Genomic DNA, 23,457 nt, shown 5'->3' on the forward strand with positions numbered 1-23,457 from the left:
CGAAGGCCGAAGTGACATCCAATCTCCCCCTCGTGGGGGAGATGTCCGGCAGGACAGAGGGGGGCGCCTCGCACAGGCCTCACAACGGGAGGGGCGCCGAAGCGCCCCATCCGCTCACCCATCCACCAGCGCCAGCAGCTCCTCCGTATAGCGCTTGCCGGCCACCTTGTCGGGCGACAGCGCATCGCCGATTGCCGCCACTTCGGCCGTGCTGAGTTCAATGTCCGCCGCCGCCGTGTTCTGCTCCAGGTGCCTGATTTTCCTTGCGCCGGGGATCGGCACGATGAAATCGCCTTGGTGCAGCACCCAGGCGAGCGCCAGCTGTGCCGATGTCACGCCCTTTTCACCCGCCATCTTTTCCAGCAGCGCGATGACGGCGTTGTTGGCCGCCATGGCGTCGGCTTGGAAGCGCGGCAGGGTGCGGCGCCAGTCGTTGTCGCTCAAAGCTTCGGGCTTGGCGATGGTGCCGGTGAGCAAGCCACGGCCGAGCGGGCTGTAAGAGACGAAGCCGATGCCGAGCTCGCGGCAGACGTCAAACACCTCGTCCTCCGGATCGCGGCTCCACAGCGAATATTCGCTCTGTACGGCGGCGATCGGATGCACGGCATGTGCCCGACGCAGGGTCGCGCCGCTCACTTCCGACAGGCCCAGGGCCCGCACCTTGCCCTCGCGCACCAGCTCGGCCATGGCGCCGACCGTGTCCTCGATCGGCACGTTCGGGTCGACCCGGTGCTGGTAGTAGAGGTCGATGACGTCGGTGTTCAACCGCTTCAGCGAGGCTTCGGCCACCGCCTTGACGTGTTCGGGCCGGCTGTCGACGCCGACCATGCGGTCGGTGCCTGAGCCCTCCTCTGAGATCTTGAAGCCGAATTTGGTGGCGATCGTCACTTTGTCACGCAGCGGCTTCAGCGCCTTGCCGAGCAGGATCTCGTTCTCGTAAGGGCCATAGACCTCAGCTGTGTCGAAGAAGGTCACGCCGATTTCGACGGCGCGGCGCAAAGTGGCGATGGCCTCGGCTTCCGGCTGGCCGCCATAGCCGAAGCTCATGCCCATGCAGCCGAGGCCGACCGGGAAGACTTCGAGTTCAGTTCCTAATTTGCGGGTTTTCATGACGCATCTCCTTGTTGCGATGAGAAGGAGATAGCGACTTGCTGGCCGTTCGATAATTCTATCTATGTTGCACGGCTTGTTCTAGAATATAGATCAAATGATCGAACGAACCTTTCTCAACTCGCCGTGCTCGCCACCGTCGCCCAATGCGCCAGCTTTCGCGGCGCCGCGCGCGAGCTTGGCATCGCGCCGTCGGCGGTGAGCCACGCGGTATCGAGCCTCGAAGCGCGGCTCGGCGTGCGTCTGCTCGCGCGCAGCACACGCAGCGTCGCCCCGACTGAGGAAGGCGCGCAGCTTCTGGAGCGGCTGCGTCCAGCACTTTCCGAGATCGACCTCGCGCTGGAGACGGCGGTCGAGGCGCGCGACCGGCCGGCCGGCAATCTCAGGCTCAGCGTGCCACGCACCGCCGCGCATCTGGTGCTGACGCCACGCCTCGGGGCGTTTGCCGCGGCCTATCCCGAGATCGTGCTGGAGATCGTCATCGAGGACCGTTTCACCGACGTGGTCGAAGGCGGCTTCGATGCCGGCGTGCGGCTCGGCGAAAGCCTGCAGCGCGACATGATCGCGGTGCGCATCGGGCCCGACATCCGCGGCGCGGTGGTCGGCGCGCCGGCCTATTTTGCCGCCATGCCCGAGCCAAATCATCCGCGCGAGCTCGCCGGCCACCGCTGCATCCGCTTCCGCTTTTCCAGCGGTATCCTCTACCGCTGGGAATTCGAAAAGAACGGCGAAGAGATCGAGATCGCGGTCGAAGGGCCGCTGATCCTCGACGAGGACCATCTGATCGCCCAGGCAGCGGTCGACGGCGCAGGGCTGGCCTTCGTCTTCGAGGACTATGTGAAGGCGCCGCTGGCGGATGGACGGCTGATCCGCGTGCTGGAGGACTGGTGCCCGCCCTTCGACGGCTTCTTCGTCTATTATCCGAGCCGCCGCCAGATGCGGCCGGCACTGAGGGCGTTCGTGGATTTCTTCAAGGTGAGTGTGTGAGCCCGCCCCCTTTGTTGGGAGGCCCACCCCAATCCGCCACACGGATCATGATGTTGATGGGGAGGCGGGGTTAGTTTCACGCATCCCTGGAGGTTCGTCATTCCAGGGCGGAGCAGGAGCGAAGCTCCGTCGCGGAGACCCTGGAATCCATGCCGTGACGGTGAAGCGTTGCAGCGCTCCAGGATTCTGCACTGTTGGCTGCTTCGGCCGAGGTCACGCCATGGATCCTCGGGTCAAGCCCGAGGATGACGAAGGCGTGGAGTGGCACGCCGTGTCTGTGATTGGCTTTTCCATCGATTTCGGGCACACCTCCATCGATGTAATCGATAGGGAGAAGCGTGATGTTCCGATGGGGTGTTTTGTCGACGGCCAAGATCGGCCGCGAGCAGCTTTTGCCGGCGATCGTGGAGTCGGAAAACGGCGTCCTGCAGGCAATCGTCAGCCGCGACCTGTCGAAGGCCAAGGCGCTGGGCGAGCGTTTCGGCGCCCGCCATGCCTTTGGCTCCTATGAGGAGTTGCTCGCCTCGAAGGACATTGACGGCGTCTACATTCCGCTGCCGACGTCGCAGCATGTCGAGTGGACGGCGAAGGCGATCGAGGCCGGAAAACATGTGCTGGTCGAGAAGCCGCTGGCGCTCGACGCCAAGGACATCCTGCCGCTGATCAAGCTGCGCGACGAAAAGAAAGTGCTGGTCTGCGAGGCCTTCATGGTCGTCTACCACCCGCAGTGGATCAAGGTGCGCGACCTCATCGCCAGCGGCGCTATCGGCCGGCTGCGCCATGTGCAGGGCGCGTTTTCCTATTACAATGTCGACCCCAAGAACATGCGCAACCAGCTCGATCTCGGCGGCGGCGCGCTGCCCGATATCGGCGTCTATCCGACGGTGTCGACGCGTTTTTCGACCGGCAAGGAGCCGTTGCGCGTGCAGGCGACGATCGAGCGCGACAAGACCTTCGGCACCGACATCTATTCCTCGATCCGCGCCGATTTCGGCGACTTCGAGCTGTCCTTCTATCTGTCGACGCAGATGGCAGCGCGCCAGGTGATGGTGTTCCATGGCGAGAAGGGTTTCATCGAGGTCTTTGGCCCGTTCAATGCCGGGCTCTACGAGCATCACCGCATCGAACTGCACAATCAGAACCACACCGAAGCGCAGGTGTTCCGCTTCCCTGGCACGCAGCAATACCGGCTTGAATGCGAGACCTTCGTGCGCGCAGCACTTGGCGGCAAGGACCGCGTCTTCACGCTGGAAGAATCGGTGCTCAACCAGAAGGTCATCGACGCCATCTTCCGCGCCGGCGAGAAAGACGGCTGGGAGAACGTCTGACCCTTTTTGCATTAAATAGCCGGCTAATCCTGGGAGGAACCATGGCTGACGATGCGGACGTGATTGTTGTCGGCGCTGGCCTTGCCGGGCTGGTTGCGGCCGCCGAACTGGCGGAGGCCGGCAAGAAGATCATCATCGTCGACCAGGAACCGGAGCAGTCGCTGGGCGGCCAGGCCTTCTGGTCGTTCGGCGGTATTTTCCTGGTCAATTCGCCGGAGCAGCGGCGCATGCGCATCCGCGATTCGTATGAGCTGGCTCTCGAGGATTGGATGGGCACCGCCGCCTTCGACCGTCCGGAGGATTTCTGGCCGCGCAAATGGGCCGAGGCCTATGTCGGCTTTGCCGCCGGCGAGAAGCGCTCCTGGCTGATCGAGCGCGGTATGAAATTCTTTCCCGTCGTCGGCTGGGCCGAACGCGGTGGCGGCAATGCCATCGGCCACGGCAATTCGGTGCCGCGTTTTCATATCACCTGGGGCACCGGCCCCGGCGTTCTCGAACCGTTTGTGCTGCGGGTGCGCGAGGCGCAAAAACGCGGCCTGATCCAGTTCAAGTTCCGCTACCGGGTCAACGAGATCATCCGCAGCGGCAACACCGTCACCGGCGTGCGCGGCGATGTGCTTGAGGCGAGCGGCGTCGAGCGTGGCCGCAAGAGTTCACGCAACGCGGCCGGCGATTTCGAGCTCCATGCGCAAGCCGTCATCGTCGCCTCCGGCGGCATCGGCGCCAATCACGAGCTGGTGCGCACGAACTGGCCCGAGCGGCTGGGAACTGCGCCCAAGCGCATGATCACCGGCGTGCCGGACCATGTCGACGGACGCATGCTGGGGATCACCGAGGCTGCCGGCGGTTCGATCATCAATCGCGACCGCATGTGGCACTATGTCGAGGGCATCAAGAACTGGGCGCCGATCTGGACCGACCATGCGATCCGCATCCTGCCCGGGCCGTCCTCAATCTGGCTCGACGCGCGCGGCAAGCGGCTGCCGGTGCCGCTCTATCCAGGCTTCGATACGCTGGGCACGCTCAGCCACATCATGGCTACCGGTTTCGACTATTCCTGGTTCATCCTGACCAGGAAAATCATCCAGAAGGAGTTCGCGCTGTCGGGCTCCGAGCAGAATCCGGACCTGACGAACAAGAGCTGGCGCCAGGTGCTGGGCCGCGCGACGAGCGGCATTCCAGGCCCGGTGAAAGCCTTCATGGAAAAGGGCGAGGACTTCATCGTCGAGGCCGACCTTTCGAAGCTCGTCGCCCGCATGAACGCGCTGGCCGGCGCTGAGCCTTTGTTGGAAGTGGGCCAAGTCGAGCGCGAGATCCGCGCCCGCGACCTGCAGCTCGACAATCCCTTCTCGAAAGACATGCAGGTCACCGCGCTGCGCGGCGCGCGCGCCTATCTCGGCGACAGGCTGATCCGTACGGCAAAGCCGCACAAGATGCTCGATCCGGCAAACGGCCCGCTGATCGCGGTGCGGCTCAACATCCTGACCCGCAAGACGCTGGGCGGCCTGCAGACCGACCTCGACAGCCGCGTGCTCGACGCCGCCGGACAGCCGGTGCCGGGGCTCTACGCGGTGGGCGAGGTCGCCGGTTTCGGCGGCGGCGGCGTGCATGGCTACGCGGCGCTGGAAGGCACATTCCTCGGCGGCTGCATCTTTTCCGGCCGCAGCGCCGGACGAGCGGCGGCGGCCACGATTGCGTGAACGAGGCGCGTAGGATGCTCACCGGCGTCAAAGCCAACACGGCCGGCCCTTTTTTGGTCGGCTTTGTCCGCCGAACTCGTCCTGACTGAACTCCAATCGCAATGAGAATGACATGCGTATCATCGTCTATGGCATCGGCGCGGTCGGCGGCGCCATCGCGGCCCAGCTGAGTTTTTCCGGCTACACGGTCGCCGGCATTGCACGCGGCAGGCAACTCGACGCTATTCGCGCGTCCGGCCTGTCGCTTTCCACCCCGCAAGGCACTAGGACCGCACGCTTTCCCGTGCACGCCGATCCGGCCGAGATCTCTTTCACACCGGACGATATCGTGCTGTTGACGATGAAGAGCCCCGATACGCTCGGCGCGCTGCAGCGGCTCAATGCCGCCGGCGTGGCGGGGCAGCCGGTGTTCTGCTTCCAGAACGGCGTTGCCAACGAGGCGCTCGCCTTGCGTTTCTTCGCCAACGTCTACGGCGCGACCGTTATGTTGCCGGCCGACTACGACACGCCAGGCAAGGTCGCGGCCTATTTCGCGCCCAAGATCGGCGCCTTCGACATCGGCCGCTATCCCTCCGGAACCGACGACACGGTCGAGAAACTGTGCGGGGTTCTCAGCGCATCGGGCTTCATCGTCGACCGCAGGGACAATGTGATGAGCAGCAAATATCGCAAGCTGCTTGCCAACCTTCGCAACATTATCGACGCCGCTCTTGGGGAAACCCAGCTTCAGCAGAAATGGTATGCCAGGGCGCGCGCCGAGGCCGAGGCCGTGCTGGCCGCCGCCGGGATAGGTTGGGACAAGACCGACGCGATGGCGCGCGAAGAATTGACCATCAGCGCCGTACCGGGGCGCGCTCGGGTCGGTTCCTCGACGCTGCAGAGCATCGTGCGGGGAACCGGCTCTCTCGAAACGGACTTCCTCAATGGCGAGATCGTCCTTCTCGGGCGGCTGCATGGCATGGCGACGCCCGTCAACTCCGCCTTGTGCAGACTCTCAGTCGAACTGGCCAGCGGCCGGATGCAACCGCAAACGGCGGCAGACGACACGATCGTTTCCCTGATCGACGCGATGAGCGCGGCTGGCTGATCAAACAAGGCCGAGAACCCCTTGTGCTCGACGCCGCCGGTAGCCGGCGCCTGGGCTCCATGCCGGTGGCTACCGGCTGGCCAGCACCATGCGGTTGCCTTCGCTGTCGCGGAATTCGGCGACGGTGCGGCCAGGCTGCCAAGGTGCTTCCTGCGGCTCGGTGACGATCTCGACGCCGCGCGCCTTAAGCGCCGCAACCGTGCCTTCGACATCGTCGTCGACCAGAACCAGGACCGGCTCCGCGCTCGGCGTATCGTCGGGACGCCTGATGAAATGCAAATTGGTGACCGCCAAAGGGAAAGCCAGCTCGACCCAACGCCAACCGCCGTCGCCCATCGGCTGGTCGGTGATCGCCTGGCATCGGAGCTTATCGATGTAAAACGCCTTGGCGCGGTCCTGGTCGAACACCGGCAGTTCGGCAAACTGGATATGCATGATGTCTCTCCTCATCACGGCCGCGGATACGGCCTCACGTGCGAAAGACGATCCGTGTCGGCGGAAAGATCTCGCAGATCGGCGAGAATCTTTTCGCCGAGCCGGATCGTCTTTCCTTCGCAGACCGATCGAAGGAGACGACAATGACCTACAATCTGATCCGCTACGGCGTGAAGGACATGGCAATCGCCGAGAACCGGACGCTGGTGGCGAAAGTGTTCGAGGCGCTTGAGGAAACGAAGCCGCAATCCCTGCGCTATCTGGTGCTTGAGCTGGACAATGGCGAGTTCATCCACCTTGTCGGCTTCGACGAGGACAGTTCGGCGCTGACCGGGCTCGAGGCTTTCAAGGCTTTCGAGCCGATCATGCCGAGCGGCGCTCGACGCCGCTTGCGCGGTCGCAGGCGAAGATTATCGGCGACTATCATATGCTGACCAGCGCCGGCGAAATCCTTCCGGCTTGAAAGGCATGATTTCCTCTAAAGCCATGCCGGCGACGCGAGAACGGCAACGATGAGCACAACCCATTTCGACCGCTCGGCGCTTGAAGCGATGCTGGTCGACCTGCGCCCGAAATTGCACCGCTATGCCGCCCGCATGGCCGGTTCGGCGATCGAGGGCGAGGACATCGTCCAGGAGGCTGTCGTGAAGGCGCTTGCCGCGCATGACGACGGCGCCCTGGTCGAGCGCCCCGAGCAGTGGCTTTATCGCATCGCGCACAATGCGGCGCAGGATCATCTGCGCCGCCGCCAGCGCGAACGTTCCCGAACGACCGAGGCCGACATGACGGCGATAGAGGATTTTTCCGCCAGCGCGGAAGCCAGGCTTGCGGCTGCCGCGAGCCTTCGCGCTTTCATGCAGCTTACGCTGGCGCAGCGCAGCGCCGTGATTTTGACCGACGTGCTTGGCCTCAGCCTTGGCGAAACCTGCGCGGTGACGGGCGCGACGTTGGCAGCGACCAAGGCGGCGCTGCATCGCGGCCGCGCCGAATTGAAGGCGCTGGCAGAAGCACCCGACGACGTCGCCATGCCGAAGCTCGATCCGGAGGAAGAGCGCCGCCTGCGCTGCTACGTCGATCTCTTCAACGCGCGCGACTTCGACGCCGTCAGGGCGCTGATCGCCGAGGATATCCAGCTCGAGGTCGTCAACCGCCTCCGGCTCAACGGCAAGAGAGGCCTCGACCTATTTCGGCAATTATGACCGCGCCAGCGACTGGGCGCTGTCGCTCGGCTTCGTCGACGGCCGGCCGGCGATCCTGATCCGCAACCCGCGGGCAGACGACGCGGTTCGCGGCTTCATGCTGATAGGCTGGCGGGGCGACGAGGTCACGGCCATCCGCGATTTCCGCTATGCGGCTTACTGCCTCGACAATGCCGATATCCGCGCCATCGCCGTTTAAGGCCCATATCAAATAATCGTGAAGAGGCACGGTCGCCATGGATCGGCCATCAGAGCAGCAGCATAGGCCGCTTGAAGTCGGCCAGCTCCCAGTCTGACACGCTGCGGCATGATCATTTCACCTGCCGCGCAGAAGGCGCGTGGTAAGACTTCGATTGTTTATGTCTTTTCAGCAATCATGTATTGCGGGCAGATACGAGCCCGCGAGGTTCCCAATGTCTCTCAATGAAGCCACCAAGCCCACCAAGCAGAATTCCCGCCAGGCCAAAGCAGCGACCGCAGCCCCGGCTCGCGACCAGGTTATTATCGGCCCCGATTTCATCCAGAAGGGCGAGCCCCATGAGCGGCTCGACCGGTTCTTCGTCGACCTGGCCAATCGCTTCGACGCCACGCCCGCGGTCATCTCCGGCGGCCGGCCGTGGTCGTACCGCGAGCTGAACAGCCGCGCCAACCAGTTCGCGCATCTTCTGATCGAGCGCGGCGTGAAGCCGGGCGACAGGATCGGCCTGCTCCTGGATCGTTCCGCCGAAACCTACATCGCCATACTTGCGGTGATGAAGGCAGGCGCCGCTTTCGTTCCGCTCGCCACAGCGTTCCCCGAAGATCGCATGATCATGATCATAGAGGACGCCATCATCACGATGGTGATCAGTGTTTCGGGCTACGCGGCGCGCGTGGCGCGCCTGCCCGTTCCGCATATCTCGATCGATTCTGCGGAGTCCGAAATCGCGCTCCAGCCCGAAACCGCGCCGCTGCCGGATGGCGCCCAGGACCAAACCTGCTACATCCTCTACACCTCTGGCACCACCGGCAAGCCGAAGGGCGTGGTCATCAGCCATCAGAGTTTCTGCAACTTCATCCGCGTCGCGGCGGCGTCCTACGGCTATCAGCCTGACGACCGCGTGTACCAAGGCATGACCATCGCCTTCGACTTCTCCTCGGAGGAGATCTGGGTGCCGTTCGCCGCCGGCGCGACCGTCGTGCCGGCGCCTGGCCAGCAACCGCTGGTTGGCGAGGAACTGGCCGCCTTCCTGCGCGAGCACCATATCACCTGCATGGCGTGCAGTCCGACGCTGCTGTCGTCGATCGAGAGCGACGCGCCAAGCCTGCGCGCGATCCTGGTCGGAGGCGAGGCCTGCTCGCAGAAGCTCGTTGCGCGCTGGGCAAGGCAAGGCCGCAAGATTCTCAATACCTACGGGCCGACCGAAGCGACGGTCACTGCGACGATGGCCTTGCTGGCCCCGGATGAGCCGGTGACGATCGGCAAGCCGCTGCCCACCTATTCGATAGCCATTCTCGACCCCGAAAGGCCGGAAGTTCTGACGGGCGACCAGTTGGGCGAGGTCTGCATCGGCGGCATGGGCGTGGCGGTCGGCTACCTCAACCGGCCGGAACTCACCGAACAGCGGTTCATCAAGGATTTCATCGGCCTGCCCAACAACCCCGGCGGCCGCATCTATCGGACCGGCGACCTTGGCCGCATCAACGACAAGGGCGATATCGAATATCACGGCCGCATCGACACGCAGGTGAAGATCCGCGGCTACCGCATCGAGCTTGGCGAGATCGAGGCCGTGCTACTGGATCAGCCGGGCATCGCGCAGGCGGCAGTGACGACATGGGAGATCGAGCCCGAGCGCACGGAGCTGGTCGCCTATTACGCCCCAGGAGCGGCAGCGACGGCGTCGATCGCACCGTGCTGGTGCAGGAGCTCAAACGGCGGCTGCCCGACTACATGGTTCCGGCCTATCTGGAGCAGCTGCCCGCGATCCCGATGACCGTTTCCAACAAGGTCGATTTGCGGAAACTTCCGAAGCCGACGAGCGCCCGCGTCGCCGCCGGCCATGCGATGATCGACCCACGCAACGAGGACGAGAAGTTCCTCGTCGACACGCTGCAAGACGTGCTGAAGTTCGAGGATATCTCGATCGAGGATCACTTCTTCGACGATCTTGGCGCGAATTCCTTGTTGATGGCGCGGTTCTGCGCGCGCATCCGCTCGCGCACGGCCTGGTCGACGACTTCAATGCGCGACATCTACCTGCACCCGACGATTGCGAAGCTCGCCGAGTACCTGAGGTCGTCTCAGATAGCCGCAATCGCCGCGAGCGAGCCCATATTGACGCATCGGGCCTCCAACCTCGCCATTTGGGCCACGGGCTTCGGCCAATTGCTGTTCTATGCGGCCTGCAGCTATCTCGCGCTATGGGCGGTCAATGGCGGCCTCAATTGGGTCTATGACGCCCTGGACGACCCCGCGTCTCTCTATCTGCGTTGCGTTCTTCTGTCCGCCGGCGCGTTCTTTGGATTGAGCGGCTTTGCCATCGCCGCTAAATGGCTGCTGGTCGGCCGCTGGAAGGCCGAAAGCTTTCCGATCTGGGGTTGGCGTTACTATCGCTTCTGGATCGTCAAGACGCTCGTCCGCAGCGCTCCGGTCGTGCTGTTCCGCGGCAGTCCGCTCTACAGCCTGTATCTGCGCCTGCTCGGCGCGCGGCTCGGCAATCGCACGGTCGTCGAGTGCAGAGCCGTTCCGGTTTGCACCGACCTGATCGCCATCGGCGACAACTCGATCCTGCGCAAGGATTCGTCGATCCTCGGTTTCCGCGCGCAGGCGGGCTACATCCATACCGGGCCCGTCGACATCGGCAACGACGCCTTTGTCGGCGTTGGATCGACGCTCGACATCGACACCCGGATGGGAGACGGCTCCCAGCTCGGCCATGCATCGTCGCTGCATCGCGGGCAGTCGATCCCGGCCGGCGAGCGGTGGCACGGATCGCCGGCGATCCCGACCGAGGCGGACTATTGCAGGGTCCCTAATGTGCCGCTATCGCGCGTGCGCCGGGTTATCTACGAGACGATCCAGCTCTTCATCCTGTTCGCCATAGTCACACCGTTCCCGCTTCTGTTCCATAGCTACTGGGAGAATGTCGGTGACGACTACGATGAAACCATCGGCGTCGTGGCGATCGGCACGACGGTCACGGTGGCCGGGTTCATCATCGGCGGAGTACTGCTGGCGGCCATCGTGCCGCGGCTGTTCAACCTCATGCTGAAGCCGGGCCGGAACTATTCGCTCTACGGGTTCCACTACTGGCTGCAAACGATGCTGGAGCTGATCAGCAACGTACGGCTGCTGAACGTGCTGTTCGGCGACAGCTCGGCCATCGTCTACTACATGCGCGCGATCGGCTGGAAGTTGAACAAGGTGGATCAGACGGGGTCGAATTTCGGCACCAACCAGCGGCATGAAAATCCGCAGCTCACCGAGATCGGCTCGCATACGATGGTGTCCGACGGCCTGTTCATGGTCAACATGCAGAAGTCGGCCAACTCCTTCCGCCTCGAGCATACCCGGGTCGGCGAGCGCAACTTCTTCGGCAACAACATCATCTATTCACCGGGTTCCCGCGTCGGCGACAACTGCCTGCTCGGAACCAAGGTCCACGTTCCGGTGGACGGCCCCATGCGCGAGAATGTCGGGCTTCTGGGTTCGCCGCCCTTCGAAATCCCGCGCATGGTCAATCGCGACAAGGAGCTTCTCGGACTGATCTCCGACAAGGAGCGCAACCGTCGCCTGCCGCTGAAGAACCTGCACAATCTCATAACCGCGGTGATGTTCGTGGCCGCGCAGTGGCTGATCCTTTTCCTGACGCTCGCCATCTGGGACCGCGCCCTCAACTACTATACCGAATGGGGGGCGACGGCACTTTTCGTGGCGGTGATGCTGACCACGGCGATCGGTGTTCCGTTCTACATCTTCCTTGAGCGGGTCAGCCTCGGCTTCCGCCGGCTGAAGCCGCGCATGGCGACAATCTACGACCCGGTCTTCTGGCGGCACGAACGGCACTGGAAACTATCGGATTCACCGATCATGGGCCTGTTCACCGGCACCCCGTTCCGGCCGATCATCCTGCGCATGCTGGGCGTCAAAGTGGGGCTGCGCCTCTATGATGGCGGCAGCATCATCACCGAGCGGTCGCTGGTGGAGATCGGCGACGACGTGACCCTGAACGAGGGCTGCGTGATCCAGCCGCACTCGCTGGAGGAAGGCGCGTTCAAGTCCGACTACATCCGCATTGGCAACGGCTGCACGCTCGCCCCGTCCTCCTTCGTTCACTACGCGGTGGTGATGGGCGAGGGATCGGTGGCGGATCTCGACTGCTTCGTAATGAAAGGCGAGGTCATCGAGCCGAACACCGTCTGGCGCGGCAATCCGGCGAATCTCTATGGCGTCGTGACGCCGATCGATGCCCGCGCGATGATGATTCCGTGACAGCCCTGGCCGGCATGCGCGGCGAGCCGGTTACCCTGGAGCCTATCGGCAAGGCGAACCGGCCGGCGACACTGGCGCTTGAACTGTTGCCGGAGCAACAGGGCTTCGTCGCCTCCAACGCCGAGTCGCTAGCTGAGGCCAGGAACGACGACGAGGCCATCGCCCGCGCCATTGTCGCCGGCGGGCGCATCGTCGGATTTCTGATGTACAGCGCGCCCAACGGCGATGATGAGGCAATCATCTATCGTTTCATGATCGACCGCCGGGAACAGGGAAAGGGCCTAGGCCATGCCGCTGTCGCCAAGGCGCTGGAGGAGATTGATCTGCTCGGCCACATTCGCCGCGTCTCGATCTGCTACGAGCCTGAAAATGAGGCGGCGCGCCGTCTCTATGCCGGCTTCGGTTTCGTCGAACAGGGATTGGACGAGGACGGCGAGATGATCGCCCTGCTCGAACTGGGCGGGTAACGCGTTGACCGCGCGGCCGGGAGGCACGCCAACGGACGTCGAGCGGGCATTGACCAGCCTCTCGCCGCCCGGCCTCATTGGCGGCTGCCGTCGCATCCTTGCCGGAGACGAGCAATTCCTCCTGCCGGCGGAAAACGCTTCCGTCACTGCACGCCATCGCAGGGCGCGCGCCGCGAGCGGAGCCGGCCGCTGCATCGCGCATGATTTGCTCAAGCGTTTGGGGTCCCTGAACCGCGCGGTGTTGCGCGGCCGCTTGGGAGAACCGGTCTGGCCGCCAGCCATTGTCGGTTCCATCGCGCATGACGAAGAGTTGGCCGTTGCCGTCGCCGCGCGATCCGACGCGCTGAGAAGTGTCGGGGTCGACATCGAGCCCGTCTTGCCTTTGCCCGCGGAGCTCTGGCCGGTGGTGAGCACCCTGCGGGACCGGTTGGGCGATCTCGACCCCGGCATGGGCGGTCGCATCCTGTTCGCGGCCAAGGAGGCGACCTACAAGGCGTCTTTCCCGCTCGACGGCCGCGTGCTGGGCTTCGAGGACATCGCCGTCGATCTCGGATCGGGCGAAGCAGTCACGTTACCCGGTCGCAGGTTTACGGTGCGCTTCACCGTCGCCCCAAGGATCCTGGCGCTGGCCTACGTGGCGCGGGAGGATTGAATGTGCGCCAGTGGGATGGTGCGCGCGAATCGAGTTTTCATCGCCTCGGCACGCCTGCAAGATGGACGGGCCCTACGGATCGACAACCAGCCGCAGCGCCCTTGATGCCGGCGCCAGCCGCACCTGGCGGCCCCAGTCGAAGGCAATGAAATCCTGTTCGATGCCGTCGGCGAAGATGACGCCGCCGTCGTTCATGCGCGAGGTGATGGTGAGCGGGCTTTCGGTGATTTTTCCCGCTCGCAAACTGGTGGCGGTGGCGACGCTCGGGAACGGCTCGCGGACCCAGAAACCCACCGCATGCTCCTCGCGGCCGAGCGACAGTTCGAGATGCGTCGCTTCCATGATCGAGCGCGCCCAGCCGGTCGCGCCGGTGCCGGAGGCGACGATGAGGCCGCTGGAGGCATGGTCTTCCGCCTTGCCCTCCGCCTCGATCCGGTAACGGGCCGACTGGTGGCTGCGATGGCCGACGAAGATCTCGTTCAACGCCAGCAGCATCTCGCCGGCTTCGAGCTCGGCCTGGACCATGGTCCGCGATTCCATCTGGACATCGCCGGCGGCACTGGCGGCGAGCAGCTTGGCCAGCCGGCCGATGCCGACCCGCACCAGCACGCCGTCGTAGAGGTCCGGCGCCGGATTGACGCCAAACACTGGCTGGCCGTTGAGATATTTGGCGACATTGGCGACCAGCCCGTCCTGCCCGACGGCGACGACGACATCGTCGGGCGCGAACAGGAAGCGGTCGAGGTCGGCGCGCGTCACCAGGGTCTGGCGCCAGTCGGCCGGCACCGAGCCGCGGGCCGCGCCGAGCACGGCCTGGAAGCGGTCGTGCCTGGCCTCGACGTCTTCCAGGCGCTGGCCGCGCGTCTCGAGGAAGAAGCGCGCCTGACCGCGCGTGGCGTGATGCGCGATGAGGAGCTCATAGTCGGTCTCGCGCGTCACGAAGACCGCGCGCGGTCGGTTGGCGGCCATGGTCGTCCCCTCAGAATTCTTGTTGGAGCATGATCTTTTCCGAAAACCGGTTCCCACTTTTCGGGATCATGCTCTAGCGCGCCTCGATCACGGCCGGCCCCTTGCGGAACTCGCCGAGCACGGTCGCCAGCAGATCGGGCGTCACATTGAGATGCTCTATTCTGTCCAGCTTGCCGGCGAGCTGCTGGGCGGCGAGGCCAAGCAGGATCGCCGGCGGCAGGTCGCGGTAGATGGCGATGCGCTGCCGTTCCGCTTCCGCGTTGGCGCCCTCGACCGTGCGGATGCGCTCGGCCTCGGCGCCCGCCTCGATCTGCTGCGCCTCGGCGACGCCGGTGGCGCGGTTGCGGGCGTTCTCGGCCTCTTCGGCGATGAGCAGTTTTTCGCGCCGCGCCAGCTCGGTCTTGTTGGCGAGCTCGTTCTCGGCAATGGCGCGCTCCTTGTCGACGGCCAAAGCGCGGCGCTGGAAGGTCGCCTCGTCGGCCTTCTGCTGCAGGGCCTCGAAGGTCGGCGTCTGCAATGCGCGCTCGAGCTCGCTGGTCGGCGCCAGATTGGTGAGCCGCACGTCGACCGCGGCGACACCGATTTCGGTCAGCGCCGGGTCGGCCGCGACCACCGCCTGCAGCCGCTCGCGCAACGGCGCCGGGCCGGCATCGAGAAGCGCGCGCACCGGCGCTTGGCCGAGATATTGCTGCACCACCTGGTTGGCGATGCCGGCGATGCGGGCCTGGATGCGCTCGATCGGCTCGCCGCGCAGTTTACCACTGCGCAAGTCGATGCTGAAATTGACACGCTCGGCCAGTCGCGCGGGGTCGACGACGTGCCAGCCGATGGTGCCCTGCACGGCGACGGTCTGGAAATCCTGGCTGCGGCCTTTGACGAACAACGTCATCTCGCGGTCGTCCATCGGCAGCTCGGCGATGCTGGCGGTTTCGGGCATGAACCAGAAGACCAGGCCGCGGCCGCTCTGCCTGGCGCTGCCGTTGCGATAACGGATGATGTGGCTGCTTGCCTCGCTGCGGAGCTGAGCGACGAAGCCGAAATTGCGGATGGTGGCCATGGTTGGTCTCTCCTCAATTGGTCACGGGACGTTGGAAGCGATAAAGCTCGGCCGGGCGATAGGCGGCGCCCGCTTCATGGGCGCCGGTTGGCGCCAGCCAGCCCTTGTCGAGCTGGCGCCGGCGGAAGGCCGGTTTGTTGAGCACAGTGCCGAGGACGGCCTCGTGCACATCCTGCAGCTGCCTCAGCGTGAAAAGCTCGGGCAGCAGGGCGAAGGCGACGTCGGAATAGTCGAGCTTGCCGCGCAGCCTGAGCATCGCCGTCGCCACGATGTCGGCATGGTCGAAGGCAAGGGTCAGTTTTTCGTTGTCCGGCGACAGCAGCTTGACCGGCCCGCCGGCCTCGCCGGCCCAAGGCACGTGGATCGCGGCCGGCAGCAGCGCCGGCATCGCGCTCAACGCCGCCTCGAAGGCCTGCTCGGTGAGCAGCGCCAGATAGGCGACGCTGACGATGCGCATGCGCGGATCGCGGTCGACGGCGCCGAACGTGTAGAGTTGCTCAAGATGAGCATGCGCCATTCCGGCCTTTTCACGCAGCACCCGTACGGCAGCATCGTCGAGGGATTCGTCGATGCCGACGAAGCCGCCAGGCAGCGCCCAGCGGCCCGCATGCGGAAGTTGGTCGCGCTTGACCAGCAGCACGGCTGCACGACCTTCGCGGATGCCCAACAAGACAAGGTCGACCGTGACCGACGGGCGCTGGAGGGCGCTGGGGTCATATTTCTTGAGGGAGTCGGTCTCGGTCATTGGTGTGCCCATATGTAATGTGCAGAATACATATAAGCATTTGGCATATATGTCAATACACAGGCGTCTCCAAAGAGGAGAGGCCGCCGGACGATATCGAATGAGGGCGCGAAGCGGGGCGCGAATTACGCTGGAACGTAGGTCAACCTGAGCACGTCTTCGCCGATCCGGTCGTTCGCGACGAGGCGGAGCGGTGGCCGGGGTCCGGCGAAATAGGGCTTGCCGTGACCGAGCACCACGGGGTGCAGGTAGATCCGATACTCATCGATCAAGCCAAGCGCGGTGAGAGTTCGCGCCAGGTCCGGGCCGGCTACTTCGATCTCGCCATCGCGCTCGGCCTTCAGCTTGCGGATCGCGCTCTCGAGATCGTCCTCGACGAGCCGGGCATTGGGTCCGACAGTCTTCAACGATCGGGAGACGACCCATTTCGGCTGGTTCCGCCACGCCGTCGCGTAGGCTTGTTTCTCCGCATCCCATTCAGGATGATCGTCGTCCCAGTAGCGCATGATCTCATACATCCGGCGACCGTAGAGGCTGCCCGCCTGCGCCTCGGCCTCCTCGATGAAATGGCGGAACAGCGTGGGACTTGGCCCAAACGCCATGTGATCAACGTAGCCGTCCAGCGACTGGTTCATTCCGAAGACAAGCTTCGCCATGCCCATTCCCTCACATGATAGATCCGCGCGTCCGATTGCATTATGCAATCGGTTTCAGGCTAGACCCCGCTGATTTGTTTCGCAATTGATTTTTGGATGGCGCTTCTAGTGAGGGCTCACCACCGGTGTCAGCCGCGCTTTCGCGGCCGTAGGCACGAGAGCGAGCGGATGTGGGCCGCGTTGAAGCTTGATCGCGAGAAGAGAGCCATGAGGCATTCGGCAGAAATGGCGCGCCGCGCCGGGCGATGATGGGAGCTATGTCTACTCCATAGCCGAAAAGAACGGCGGCCAAGGCGTGACCTCGCAGGACTTCCATCCCGCGCCTTCAGGTCGGCGAAATGGCCGGCCGATATTGGCCGACAACGATATGGCGAAACAGCCACAGGACGACCGGGCAAGCCATGAGTGCGGCGGCGCCGAAGTCTAGCGCGGCGCTCGCGGAGCCGATCGACGTGGCGAGTCCTCCACCGATCGCCGGCCCGGCCAGCATGCCGGCGTAATAGACAGTATAGAATAGCCCCATCCCGATCGGCCGCATCTTCTGCTCGAGCACGCGCGCCGGCAGGCTCACGATCGCACCTGCGGGCAAGCCGCAAAGGATTCCAAGAGCAACGACGACGGGAAGCACCGCGCCGCTGCGCGACAGGAGAAACGTCAGAAGCGCGAAGGCAATGCAGCCTGTCGCGAGAATGGCCTCGCCGCGCTTGGTCCGATCGGCGAGGAAGCCGCCGAACGGAACCGAAAGCACGGCGAGCCAGAGCACAATGCTGATGGTTGATCCAGCTGCTGCATTGGACCAGCCTCGCTCAACGAGCATCGATGGGCCGAAACTGAAGATCATCGCAAAGCCGATATTGTAGAGGCACCAGATCAAGCCAGCGACCATCACGGCGCAGATCGTACCGGCGCTCAGCTTGCCGCTCTCTCCTTCGATCACAACGGATACATCCGGCGCGCGATAGACCAAAGCGATGAGGGAGAGGCCGATCAGGATCAGCCCTGCGACCGCAAGGTTGACGGCATGTAGCCCGAACGTCGCTCCGATTGCCGGCAACAGCATCAGGGAGATTGCGATGCCAGCCGGCCACGAGTTGATGAAAATGGCCATCGCGGTGGCGATCTCCCGACCGGTGAACCAGTCCGCGACCATCTTGGTCATCAGAACGTTCAGGAGAACACCGCCGATGCCCGCGATCAGTCGGCCCGCGATCTGCATGCTCCATAACGGCGATGCAGCCATCAACAGTTCGCCGGCCAGCATCATCAGCATCCCGGCAAGGACCGTGCCCTTGTCGCCATAGCGTCGGCCGAACGCGCCGCCGGGCAAGGCAAGCATGGCGCCTGGCACAAAATAGAGCCCGATCAGAACACCGATACCGGCCAGGCTCGTGCCCAGGCTCTGGCACAGCTGGGGCGCGACGGCCGCGACGCTCTGAAACTGAAACGCGATGGCGGCACGAGCGACGAACAGGACGGCCAGAATCGTCCAGCGGCTTCGCATTTGGATTTTCTCCGATGTCGCGAACTATCCCATCGGCTTGATATTCTGGTTCCGACGGAAGAAATTGTTCGGATCGTATTTGGTCTTGAGCGCGGCCAACCGCGCATAGTTCACGCCATAAGCGTCGCGCACCCGGTCCTCGCCCTCATCCCCCAGGTTGTTGGCATAGACGCCCCCGCTCGAATAAGGCCTGACGGCACCCCACAGATCGCGAGCCCAACGCATGTTGGCGTCGTCATCGGCCGGATCGTCCCAGATTCCGATCGGAAAGCAGTCGAACGCCGCATCGCGGTTTGCATAGGGCGAGTCCGTTACCGGAACCCGCGCAATTGCGCCGCCGACATGCTGGAAAACCAGCAGGGACGAGGTGTTGGGCGCTCTCGCATAGGCGTCGAGCAGCGTGTCGATCGCGCCGGCACTGATCTCCCGCAGGAACTGCGCCTTCCAATAGTAGCGGCGGCCGCGCGGAAACAGGGCATCGCCACCCGACTGAATGTCGAGATAGGGAACTGTCGCGAGGCGAGTCTCAACGGGCGAGCCAAATTTCGCGATTGGTGCAAGGGCCCGCTCACCCTCGTCGTGCGGTCCTACATAGCAGCCCGAGATGCTGAAAAACCGGTCGCCCGACGGCAGGGTCACGAGGGCTGCGTCGACGTCCGCCTCATCCGGTGCGCCGCGGGCGAATTCATCATAGAACTGCATGGCTTCGCGCGCCTGATCGTAAGGATGAAGCGCCGACGCGACGAACAGGGACCTGCCGATCGCATGCAACTGGTATTCGAACGCCGTCACGATGCCAAAATTGCCGCCGCCGCCTCTTACCCCCAGAACAGGTCGGGGTGTTCGCTCGCGCTGGCCCTTAATATCTTTCCCTCGGCTGTCACCACTTCGGCGGCAATCAAGTTGTCGCAGGTCAGCCCGTATTTTCGCCCGAGCTTGCCGAAGCCGCCGCCCAGCGTGAGCCCGGCGATGCCGGTATCGCTGTTGACGCCCATGGTGGTCGCCAGGCCATGCGCCTGCGTGGCACGATCGAATTCGCCCAGGTTGAGGCCTGCCTCCGCGCGCGCGGTCCGACGGACCAGATCGACATCGATGCGTTTCATGCGCGACAGGTCGATGACCATGCCCCCGTCACAGACCGACAGGCCAGCGACATTGTGGCCTCCGCTGCGAACGGCTACCGGGAGCGCGCGGATTCTCGCGAACGTCACGGCCTCAACCACATCCTCGGCGTCCGTGCAGTAGGCGATCATCGCCGGCCGCTTGTCGATGGCGCCATTCCAGACCCTGCGCGCCTCGTCGTAACCGGAATCCCCCTCAACAACCACGTTGCCCTTGAGCCGTAGCCGTGGGGTAGGCCGAGGTTCGAAATGCGATTTGCTCATGAGGTCGCGGCGCCGCTCCATCCGATTTGCTCCCGGCAATGAATGCCCATGCCATCATCTCATGAAGTGCCAAGCCGTTTCAAAATCGAAGAATTCACGTGCCGGATGAGAAAATCTCATCTAGAAAGTCAGGATGAGGAAGCTTCCGCCGCTTCGCGCTCTCCACGCCTTCGAGGCTGCTGCCCGACATCAAAGTTTCGGGGTTGCCGCAAAGGAGCTCGGCGTCACTCCGACGGCAATCAGCCACCAGATTCGGCAGTTGGAGGAGGCCTGCGGCGTCAAGCTATTCCAGCGCCGCCCGCGACCCTTGCTTCTGACGAGCGCAGGTGCTCGGCTCTATCCGGCGTTGCGCAATGGCTTCGATGCGCTGGTTGCGGCGGTGGCGTTGTTGCCAGAAGAGGATGTGCAAGCGCCGCTGCGTGTGACGAGCCCGAACGCATTCGCCAGCAAATGGCTGGTCCCGCAACTGCCCAAATGGCGCGAAGCAAACCCCGCTGTCCCCTTGGATATCATCGGTACGGATGCCGTCCTCGATCTGAGAGCGGGCGCTGCGGACCTTGCGATCCGTTACGCACGAAAGCCGCCACTCGATTTTGTGGCGCATGAGGTGTTTCGGGATGCATATGTTCTAGTTTGCAGCCCCTATCTGCTGGAGCGCCATGGCCCGATCACGCGGGCTGCGGATCTCCTGCGTCTTCCGCTGATCCACTATGACTGGATGAACCGCGATCCGGACGCGCCGTCGTGGCAGAAATGGCTGGCGGTCGCGCGGTCGATCGATCCCGATTTCAACCCCCGCGAAAAGGTCTGGGACCTGAGCTTCCGCGAGGAACTGCACGCGATTGACGCCGTTGTCGGCGGACAAGGGGTTGCGATCTGCAGTGACCTGGTCATCAGCAATGAATTGAGGAGCGGGCTACTCGTGAAGGCCCATCCACTCTCCCTGCCCGGTTATGGATTTTATCTCGTCTCGATGGCGCATAGTCCGCGGGCGCATGTCATCGAAGCCTTCTCGACATGGATGAGGGCCCTCAGCTGAGGTCGCGAGACCTACCGCGGCCGAACTCTCCGGAACTCGCACATTCCGCCATTCCACCTGAAGCGATTAGAACTTTTCCGCCGCCGAACGCCGCTGTTTCCGCGTGGGCCGCACCTCTATCAGATACAAGGACGTACGCCCGGCGGCTATAGAGTATTGCGGAGGGTATCGACGATTTTGGCGCGCCCGAAGAGATCTCGAACTCCTGACCCCCAGATTCGTAGTCTGGTGCTCTATCCAGCTGAGCTACGGGCGCGCAACAGGCCGTGTGTGACACAAGCCCCGCGATCCGATCCTGGCGACCGGCCGCGACGAGACGTGTTCCCTAACGACTGATTTTCCGAAATGCAAGCCGATCCGGCAAAGTTTTGTCGCCTGAGGATCAGGGCCAGCCGAGATTCAGCTCAAGCCGGGCGGCGCAGGCCGTTGCGCGCTTGGTCGAGCCGCACCGGCTGGTCGGGGATGGTGACGGCAAAGACCGTGCGGCCGCCGATCGATTCGACCAACTCCACCGTGCCGCCATGGGCGCGGATCAGTTCATGCGCGATCGCCAGGCCGAGGCCGGTGCCGCCGCTGCGCGCCGAACCGCGGAAGGCGGCGAACAGGTTCTCGCGCGCCTTGGGCGGCAGGCCGGGACCGGTGTCGGTGACGGTGATGCGGCTGACGCTGCCTTGCCGCTCGGCGGCGACCGCCAGCCTACGCACCACCGCGCTCTCCGTGTCGGCGGCCATCGCCTGCACCGCGTTGCGGCAGAGATTTGTGAGGACGCGGAAGAGATGGTCGGAATCGGCGTCGACCTCGAAGGCGAGCTCGACGGCGTTGATGAACTCGATGCCTTCCTCGATGTCGAGCAGGCCATGCACATCGTCGACCAACTGGCGCAGCCTGAGCCGCCGGCGCGACGGCGCCGGCTCCTGCGTGCGGCCGTAGTGCAGCACGCCTTCGGAATAGGAGACGGCCCGGTCGAGCGCGCGCAGCAGCTTCGGCGCGAAGGCTTGCACGGTTGGATCCCTGACCTGGCGCAGGCGGTCCGACATCAGTTGCGCGGAGGCAAGGATGTTGCGCATGTCGTGATTGATCTTCGACACCGCCAGGCCAAGATCGGCGAGGTGCTTCTGCTCCGAGAGCATCTTCTGCAGCCGGTCCTGCATCTGCGCCAACTCGCGCTCGGCGACACCGATCTCGTCGGCGCGCTCCGTCGGACAGATGACGCGGTTCGGGTCGTCCGGCGCCTCCGAGAAGGACAGGATCGAGCGCGTCATCGAGCGGATCGGACCGATCATGATCAGGTCGATCGCCGCATAGACGAGCATGGCGGTGAACAGCGAGATCAGCAGCGAGACGAAAGCGACATTGCGCGAATATCTGAGCATGGCGTCGCGCAGACGGTAGTCCGGCATGATCAGTTCGAACTCCTTGTCGCTGTCGCCGACCGGGCCGAAGACACGCAGCATGCGCTTGCCGCCGAAGAACAAGGTATCGAGCGCGCCGGTCATGCCGTTGACCAGCCCGACATCGGCGATGTCGATGTGCTCGTCGACCTGCGGCGGCATATCCGAGACGACGAGCAACCGCGAGACGCCGCCATCGCGCACCGCGATCGCCTTGGCGCCGATAGCGATCAGCACATCGTTCTGGGCGGCATGCGACAGTGAGTTGGGCTCGCCCTGCAAAAGCACGATCGAGACTGCGGCGGCGGTGCTCAGCCGTTCTTTCAACCAGTTCACCCGATAGCTGGCGATCCAGGGCAGGAAGATCAGGATTTCGGCGAGCAGAACGAAGACGATGGTGAGCAGCAGAAGCTTGGTCGACAGGCCACGCGACAGCGGTACCCGGCGGGACGAATTCGCCGCCGCTGACCGTGCCTTTTCATCCATGGGCAGAGCTTCACTCGTCATAACGCGGTCTTCACGAAGCCTTGATCGGCCAAGATTAAGCGATTTATGGCTTTTTTGCCAATTTCAACCTTGGTCCAGCAAAAAATGCCCCTGGGCGTACCTGGATTGACTTCCAAAAGCCTTCTTTCTATAAGCCCGCTCACGCTCGGGCCATTCGTCCCGGCGCGGTTTCGATCGCGCCTAAGCCGGCCCGGCAAAGCTCCTGTTACAGTGTGACAGAATCAAGAAGGGCCGCACCCCGCGGTATTAAAACAAATGAAGCGTACCTACCAACCGTCTAAACTCGTCCGCAAGCGCCGGCACGGTTTCCGTGCCCGCATGGCCACCAAGGGTGGTCGCGGCGTCGTCGCAGCTCGCCGCAACCGCGGCCGCAAGCGGCTCAGCGCCTGAACGGAAGACGAGATCGTTGCCCGCAACCGGCAAGCCAAAGGGACCAGCTCCCGGGCGGCTTCTGAAACGCGCGGAATTCCTGGCTGTGCGCGGCGGTGAAAAACGCCGCGGACGGCTTTTTCTCGTTGAGGTTCTCGATCGCGGCGACGACCTTGCGCCACGCGTCGGCTATACCGTTACCAAGAAGGTCGGCAACGCCGTGGTGCGCAACCGCGTCAGGCGGCGGCTCAGGGAAGCGGTGCGCGTCCATGCCGCCGATGACATGGCGCCCGGAAATGACTATGTCATCGTCGGGCGCGAAGACGTGCTTGCCACTCCGTTTGGCCAATTGAAGGCCGAGCTTTCCCGCCGATTGCGCGGAACACGATAGGCCAAGGG

General features: G+C 64.0%; 23 protein-coding genes and 1 tRNA gene. 13 read left to right on the forward strand and 11 right to left on the reverse strand.

Going from position 1 to position 23,457, the window contains the following annotated elements; all coding sequences use genetic code 11:
• Positions 1 to 114: 114 nt before the first annotated feature.
• Positions 115 to 1,110 carry an aldo/keto reductase gene (locus tag ACVDG8_RS18875; RefSeq protein WP_447256031.1) on the reverse strand — a complete coding sequence of 332 codons (996 nt, stop codon included), beginning with the start codon at positions 1,108 to 1,110 and terminating at the stop codon, positions 115 to 117.
• Positions 1,111 to 1,236: 126 nt separating this feature from the next.
• Here ACVDG8_RS18875 and ACVDG8_RS18880 point away from each other — a divergent pair, with 126 nt between their 5' ends.
• The 4 genes from ACVDG8_RS18880 (at position 1,237) to ACVDG8_RS18895 (ending at position 6,212) form a co-directional block, all read left to right on the forward strand.
• Complete coding sequence (locus tag ACVDG8_RS18880) at positions 1,237 to 2,097, forward strand: LysR family transcriptional regulator (protein WP_455707162.1); 861 nt, start codon at positions 1,237 to 1,239, stop codon at positions 2,095 to 2,097.
• A gap of 341 nt (positions 2,098 to 2,438) precedes the next feature.
• Positions 2,439 to 3,425 carry a Gfo/Idh/MocA family protein gene (locus ACVDG8_RS18885; RefSeq protein ID WP_447256032.1) on the forward strand — a complete coding sequence of 329 codons (987 nt, stop codon included), beginning with the start codon at positions 2,439 to 2,441 and terminating at the stop codon, positions 3,423 to 3,425.
• A 41-nt stretch (positions 3,426 to 3,466) separates the two neighbouring features.
• Entirely contained in the window at positions 3,467 to 5,125 is a 1,659-nt protein-coding gene (locus ACVDG8_RS18890; RefSeq protein WP_447256033.1) for an FAD-binding dehydrogenase, read from the forward strand.
• 112 nt (positions 5,126 to 5,237) lie between these two features.
• The gene (locus tag ACVDG8_RS18895; protein ID WP_447256034.1) at positions 5,238 to 6,212 is read left to right on the forward strand and encodes a ketopantoate reductase family protein; all 975 of its coding nucleotides are present in this window, start codon (positions 5,238 to 5,240) and stop codon (positions 6,210 to 6,212) included.
• Positions 6,213 to 6,281: 69 nt separating this feature from the next.
• Here ACVDG8_RS18895 and ACVDG8_RS18900 read toward each other — a convergent pair whose 3' ends face one another.
• Complete coding sequence (locus tag ACVDG8_RS18900; RefSeq protein WP_447256035.1) at positions 6,282 to 6,647, reverse strand: VOC family protein; 366 nt, start codon at positions 6,645 to 6,647, stop codon at positions 6,282 to 6,284.
• 143 nt (positions 6,648 to 6,790) lie between these two features.
• Between ACVDG8_RS18900 and ACVDG8_RS18905 the strand changes: the two genes are divergently transcribed.
• The 6 genes from ACVDG8_RS18905 to ACVDG8_RS18930 all read left to right on the forward strand — a co-directional run bounded on the left by ACVDG8_RS18905 (position 6,791) and on the right by ACVDG8_RS18930 (position 13,439).
• Positions 6,791 to 7,081 (forward strand): hypothetical protein, encoded by a 291-nt coding sequence (locus ACVDG8_RS18905; RefSeq protein ID WP_455707163.1) that lies wholly within the window; start codon positions 6,791 to 6,793, stop codon positions 7,079 to 7,081.
• A 78-nt stretch (positions 7,082 to 7,159) separates the two neighbouring features.
• Entirely contained in the window at positions 7,160 to 7,846 is a 687-nt protein-coding gene (locus ACVDG8_RS18910) for an RNA polymerase sigma factor (protein ID WP_455707164.1), read from the forward strand.
• A 413-nt stretch (positions 7,847 to 8,259) separates the two neighbouring features.
• Positions 8,260 to 9,822, forward strand: a complete 1,563-nt coding sequence (locus tag ACVDG8_RS18915) for an amino acid adenylation domain-containing protein (protein ID WP_455707165.1) — start codon at positions 8,260 to 8,262, stop codon at positions 9,820 to 9,822.
• Positions 9,741 to 12,320 carry a Pls/PosA family non-ribosomal peptide synthetase gene (locus ACVDG8_RS18920; protein ID WP_455707166.1) on the forward strand — a complete coding sequence of 860 codons (2,580 nt, stop codon included), beginning with the start codon at positions 9,741 to 9,743 and terminating at the stop codon, positions 12,318 to 12,320. The genes ACVDG8_RS18915 and ACVDG8_RS18920 overlap by 82 nt, the downstream gene beginning before the upstream one ends.
• Positions 12,317 to 12,787, forward strand: a complete 471-nt coding sequence (locus ACVDG8_RS18925) for a GNAT family N-acetyltransferase (protein ID WP_447256040.1) — start codon at positions 12,317 to 12,319, stop codon at positions 12,785 to 12,787. Before ACVDG8_RS18920 ends, ACVDG8_RS18925 begins: the two co-directional genes overlap by 4 nt.
• 49 nt (positions 12,788 to 12,836) lie before the next feature.
• Positions 12,837 to 13,439 (forward strand): 4'-phosphopantetheinyl transferase family protein, encoded by a 603-nt coding sequence (locus tag ACVDG8_RS18930; protein ID WP_447256041.1) that lies wholly within the window; start codon positions 12,837 to 12,839, stop codon positions 13,437 to 13,439.
• Between the two features lie 72 nt (positions 13,440 to 13,511).
• Here ACVDG8_RS18930 and ACVDG8_RS18935 read toward each other — a convergent pair whose 3' ends face one another.
• From ACVDG8_RS18935 to ACVDG8_RS18965, 7 genes are all read right to left on the reverse strand, one after another.
• Positions 13,512 to 14,408 (reverse strand): hypothetical protein, encoded by an 897-nt coding sequence (locus ACVDG8_RS18935; RefSeq protein WP_447256042.1) that lies wholly within the window; start codon positions 14,406 to 14,408, stop codon positions 13,512 to 13,514.
• Positions 14,409 to 14,481: 73 nt separating this feature from the next.
• Complete coding sequence (locus ACVDG8_RS18940) at positions 14,482 to 15,465, reverse strand: SPFH domain-containing protein (RefSeq protein ID WP_447256043.1); 984 nt, start codon at positions 15,463 to 15,465, stop codon at positions 14,482 to 14,484.
• A 13-nt stretch (positions 15,466 to 15,478) separates the two neighbouring features.
• Positions 15,479 to 16,210 (reverse strand): NUDIX hydrolase, encoded by a 732-nt coding sequence (locus ACVDG8_RS18945; RefSeq protein ID WP_447256044.1) that lies wholly within the window; start codon positions 16,208 to 16,210, stop codon positions 15,479 to 15,481.
• A gap of 125 nt (positions 16,211 to 16,335) precedes the next feature.
• The gene (locus ACVDG8_RS18950; protein WP_447256045.1) at positions 16,336 to 16,866 is read right to left on the reverse strand and encodes a dihydrofolate reductase family protein; all 531 of its coding nucleotides are present in this window, start codon (positions 16,864 to 16,866) and stop codon (positions 16,336 to 16,338) included.
• Between the two features lie 325 nt (positions 16,867 to 17,191).
• Positions 17,192 to 18,367 (reverse strand): MFS transporter, encoded by a 1,176-nt coding sequence (locus ACVDG8_RS18955; protein ID WP_447256046.1) that lies wholly within the window; start codon positions 18,365 to 18,367, stop codon positions 17,192 to 17,194.
• Between the two features lie 24 nt (positions 18,368 to 18,391).
• Positions 18,392 to 19,159, reverse strand: coding sequence for a BBE domain-containing protein (locus ACVDG8_RS18960; protein WP_455707167.1), 768 nt, complete (start codon positions 19,157 to 19,159; stop codon positions 18,392 to 18,394).
• 26 nt (positions 19,160 to 19,185) lie between these two features.
• Entirely contained in the window at positions 19,186 to 19,773 is a 588-nt protein-coding gene (locus ACVDG8_RS18965; RefSeq protein WP_455707168.1) for an FAD-binding oxidoreductase, read from the reverse strand.
• A gap of 112 nt (positions 19,774 to 19,885) precedes the next feature.
• Between ACVDG8_RS18965 and ACVDG8_RS18970 the strand changes: the two genes are divergently transcribed.
• Positions 19,886 to 20,791, forward strand: coding sequence for a LysR substrate-binding domain-containing protein (locus tag ACVDG8_RS18970; RefSeq protein ID WP_447256048.1), 906 nt, complete (start codon positions 19,886 to 19,888; stop codon positions 20,789 to 20,791).
• A 178-nt stretch (positions 20,792 to 20,969) separates the two neighbouring features.
• On the opposite strand, the gene ACVDG8_RS18975 is transcribed toward ACVDG8_RS18970, so the two are convergent.
• Together ACVDG8_RS18975 and ACVDG8_RS18980 are read right to left on the reverse strand one after the other, a co-directional pair.
• Positions 20,970 to 21,047: transfer RNA gene (locus ACVDG8_RS18975), tRNA-Arg, on the reverse strand.
• Positions 21,048 to 21,195: 148 nt separating this feature from the next.
• The gene (locus ACVDG8_RS18980) at positions 21,196 to 22,668 is read right to left on the reverse strand and encodes an ATP-binding protein (protein WP_447256049.1); all 1,473 of its coding nucleotides are present in this window, start codon (positions 22,666 to 22,668) and stop codon (positions 21,196 to 21,198) included.
• Between the two features lie 276 nt (positions 22,669 to 22,944).
• Between ACVDG8_RS18980 and rpmH the strand changes: the two genes are divergently transcribed.
• Both rpmH and rnpA read left to right on the forward strand, forming a co-directional pair.
• Positions 22,945 to 23,079: a 50S ribosomal protein L34 gene (gene rpmH, locus ACVDG8_RS18985; protein ID WP_008833937.1), complete on the forward strand. Its 135-nt coding sequence runs from the start codon at positions 22,945 to 22,947 to the stop codon at positions 23,077 to 23,079.
• 16 nt (positions 23,080 to 23,095) lie between these two features.
• On the forward strand, positions 23,096 to 23,449 hold the full coding sequence (rnpA, locus tag ACVDG8_RS18990; protein ID WP_447256050.1) for a ribonuclease P protein component: 354 nt from the start codon (positions 23,096 to 23,098) through the stop codon (positions 23,447 to 23,449).
• Positions 23,450 to 23,457 lie beyond the last annotated feature (8 nt).

This window comes from Mesorhizobium sp. ORM8.1, assembly GCF_053005525.2.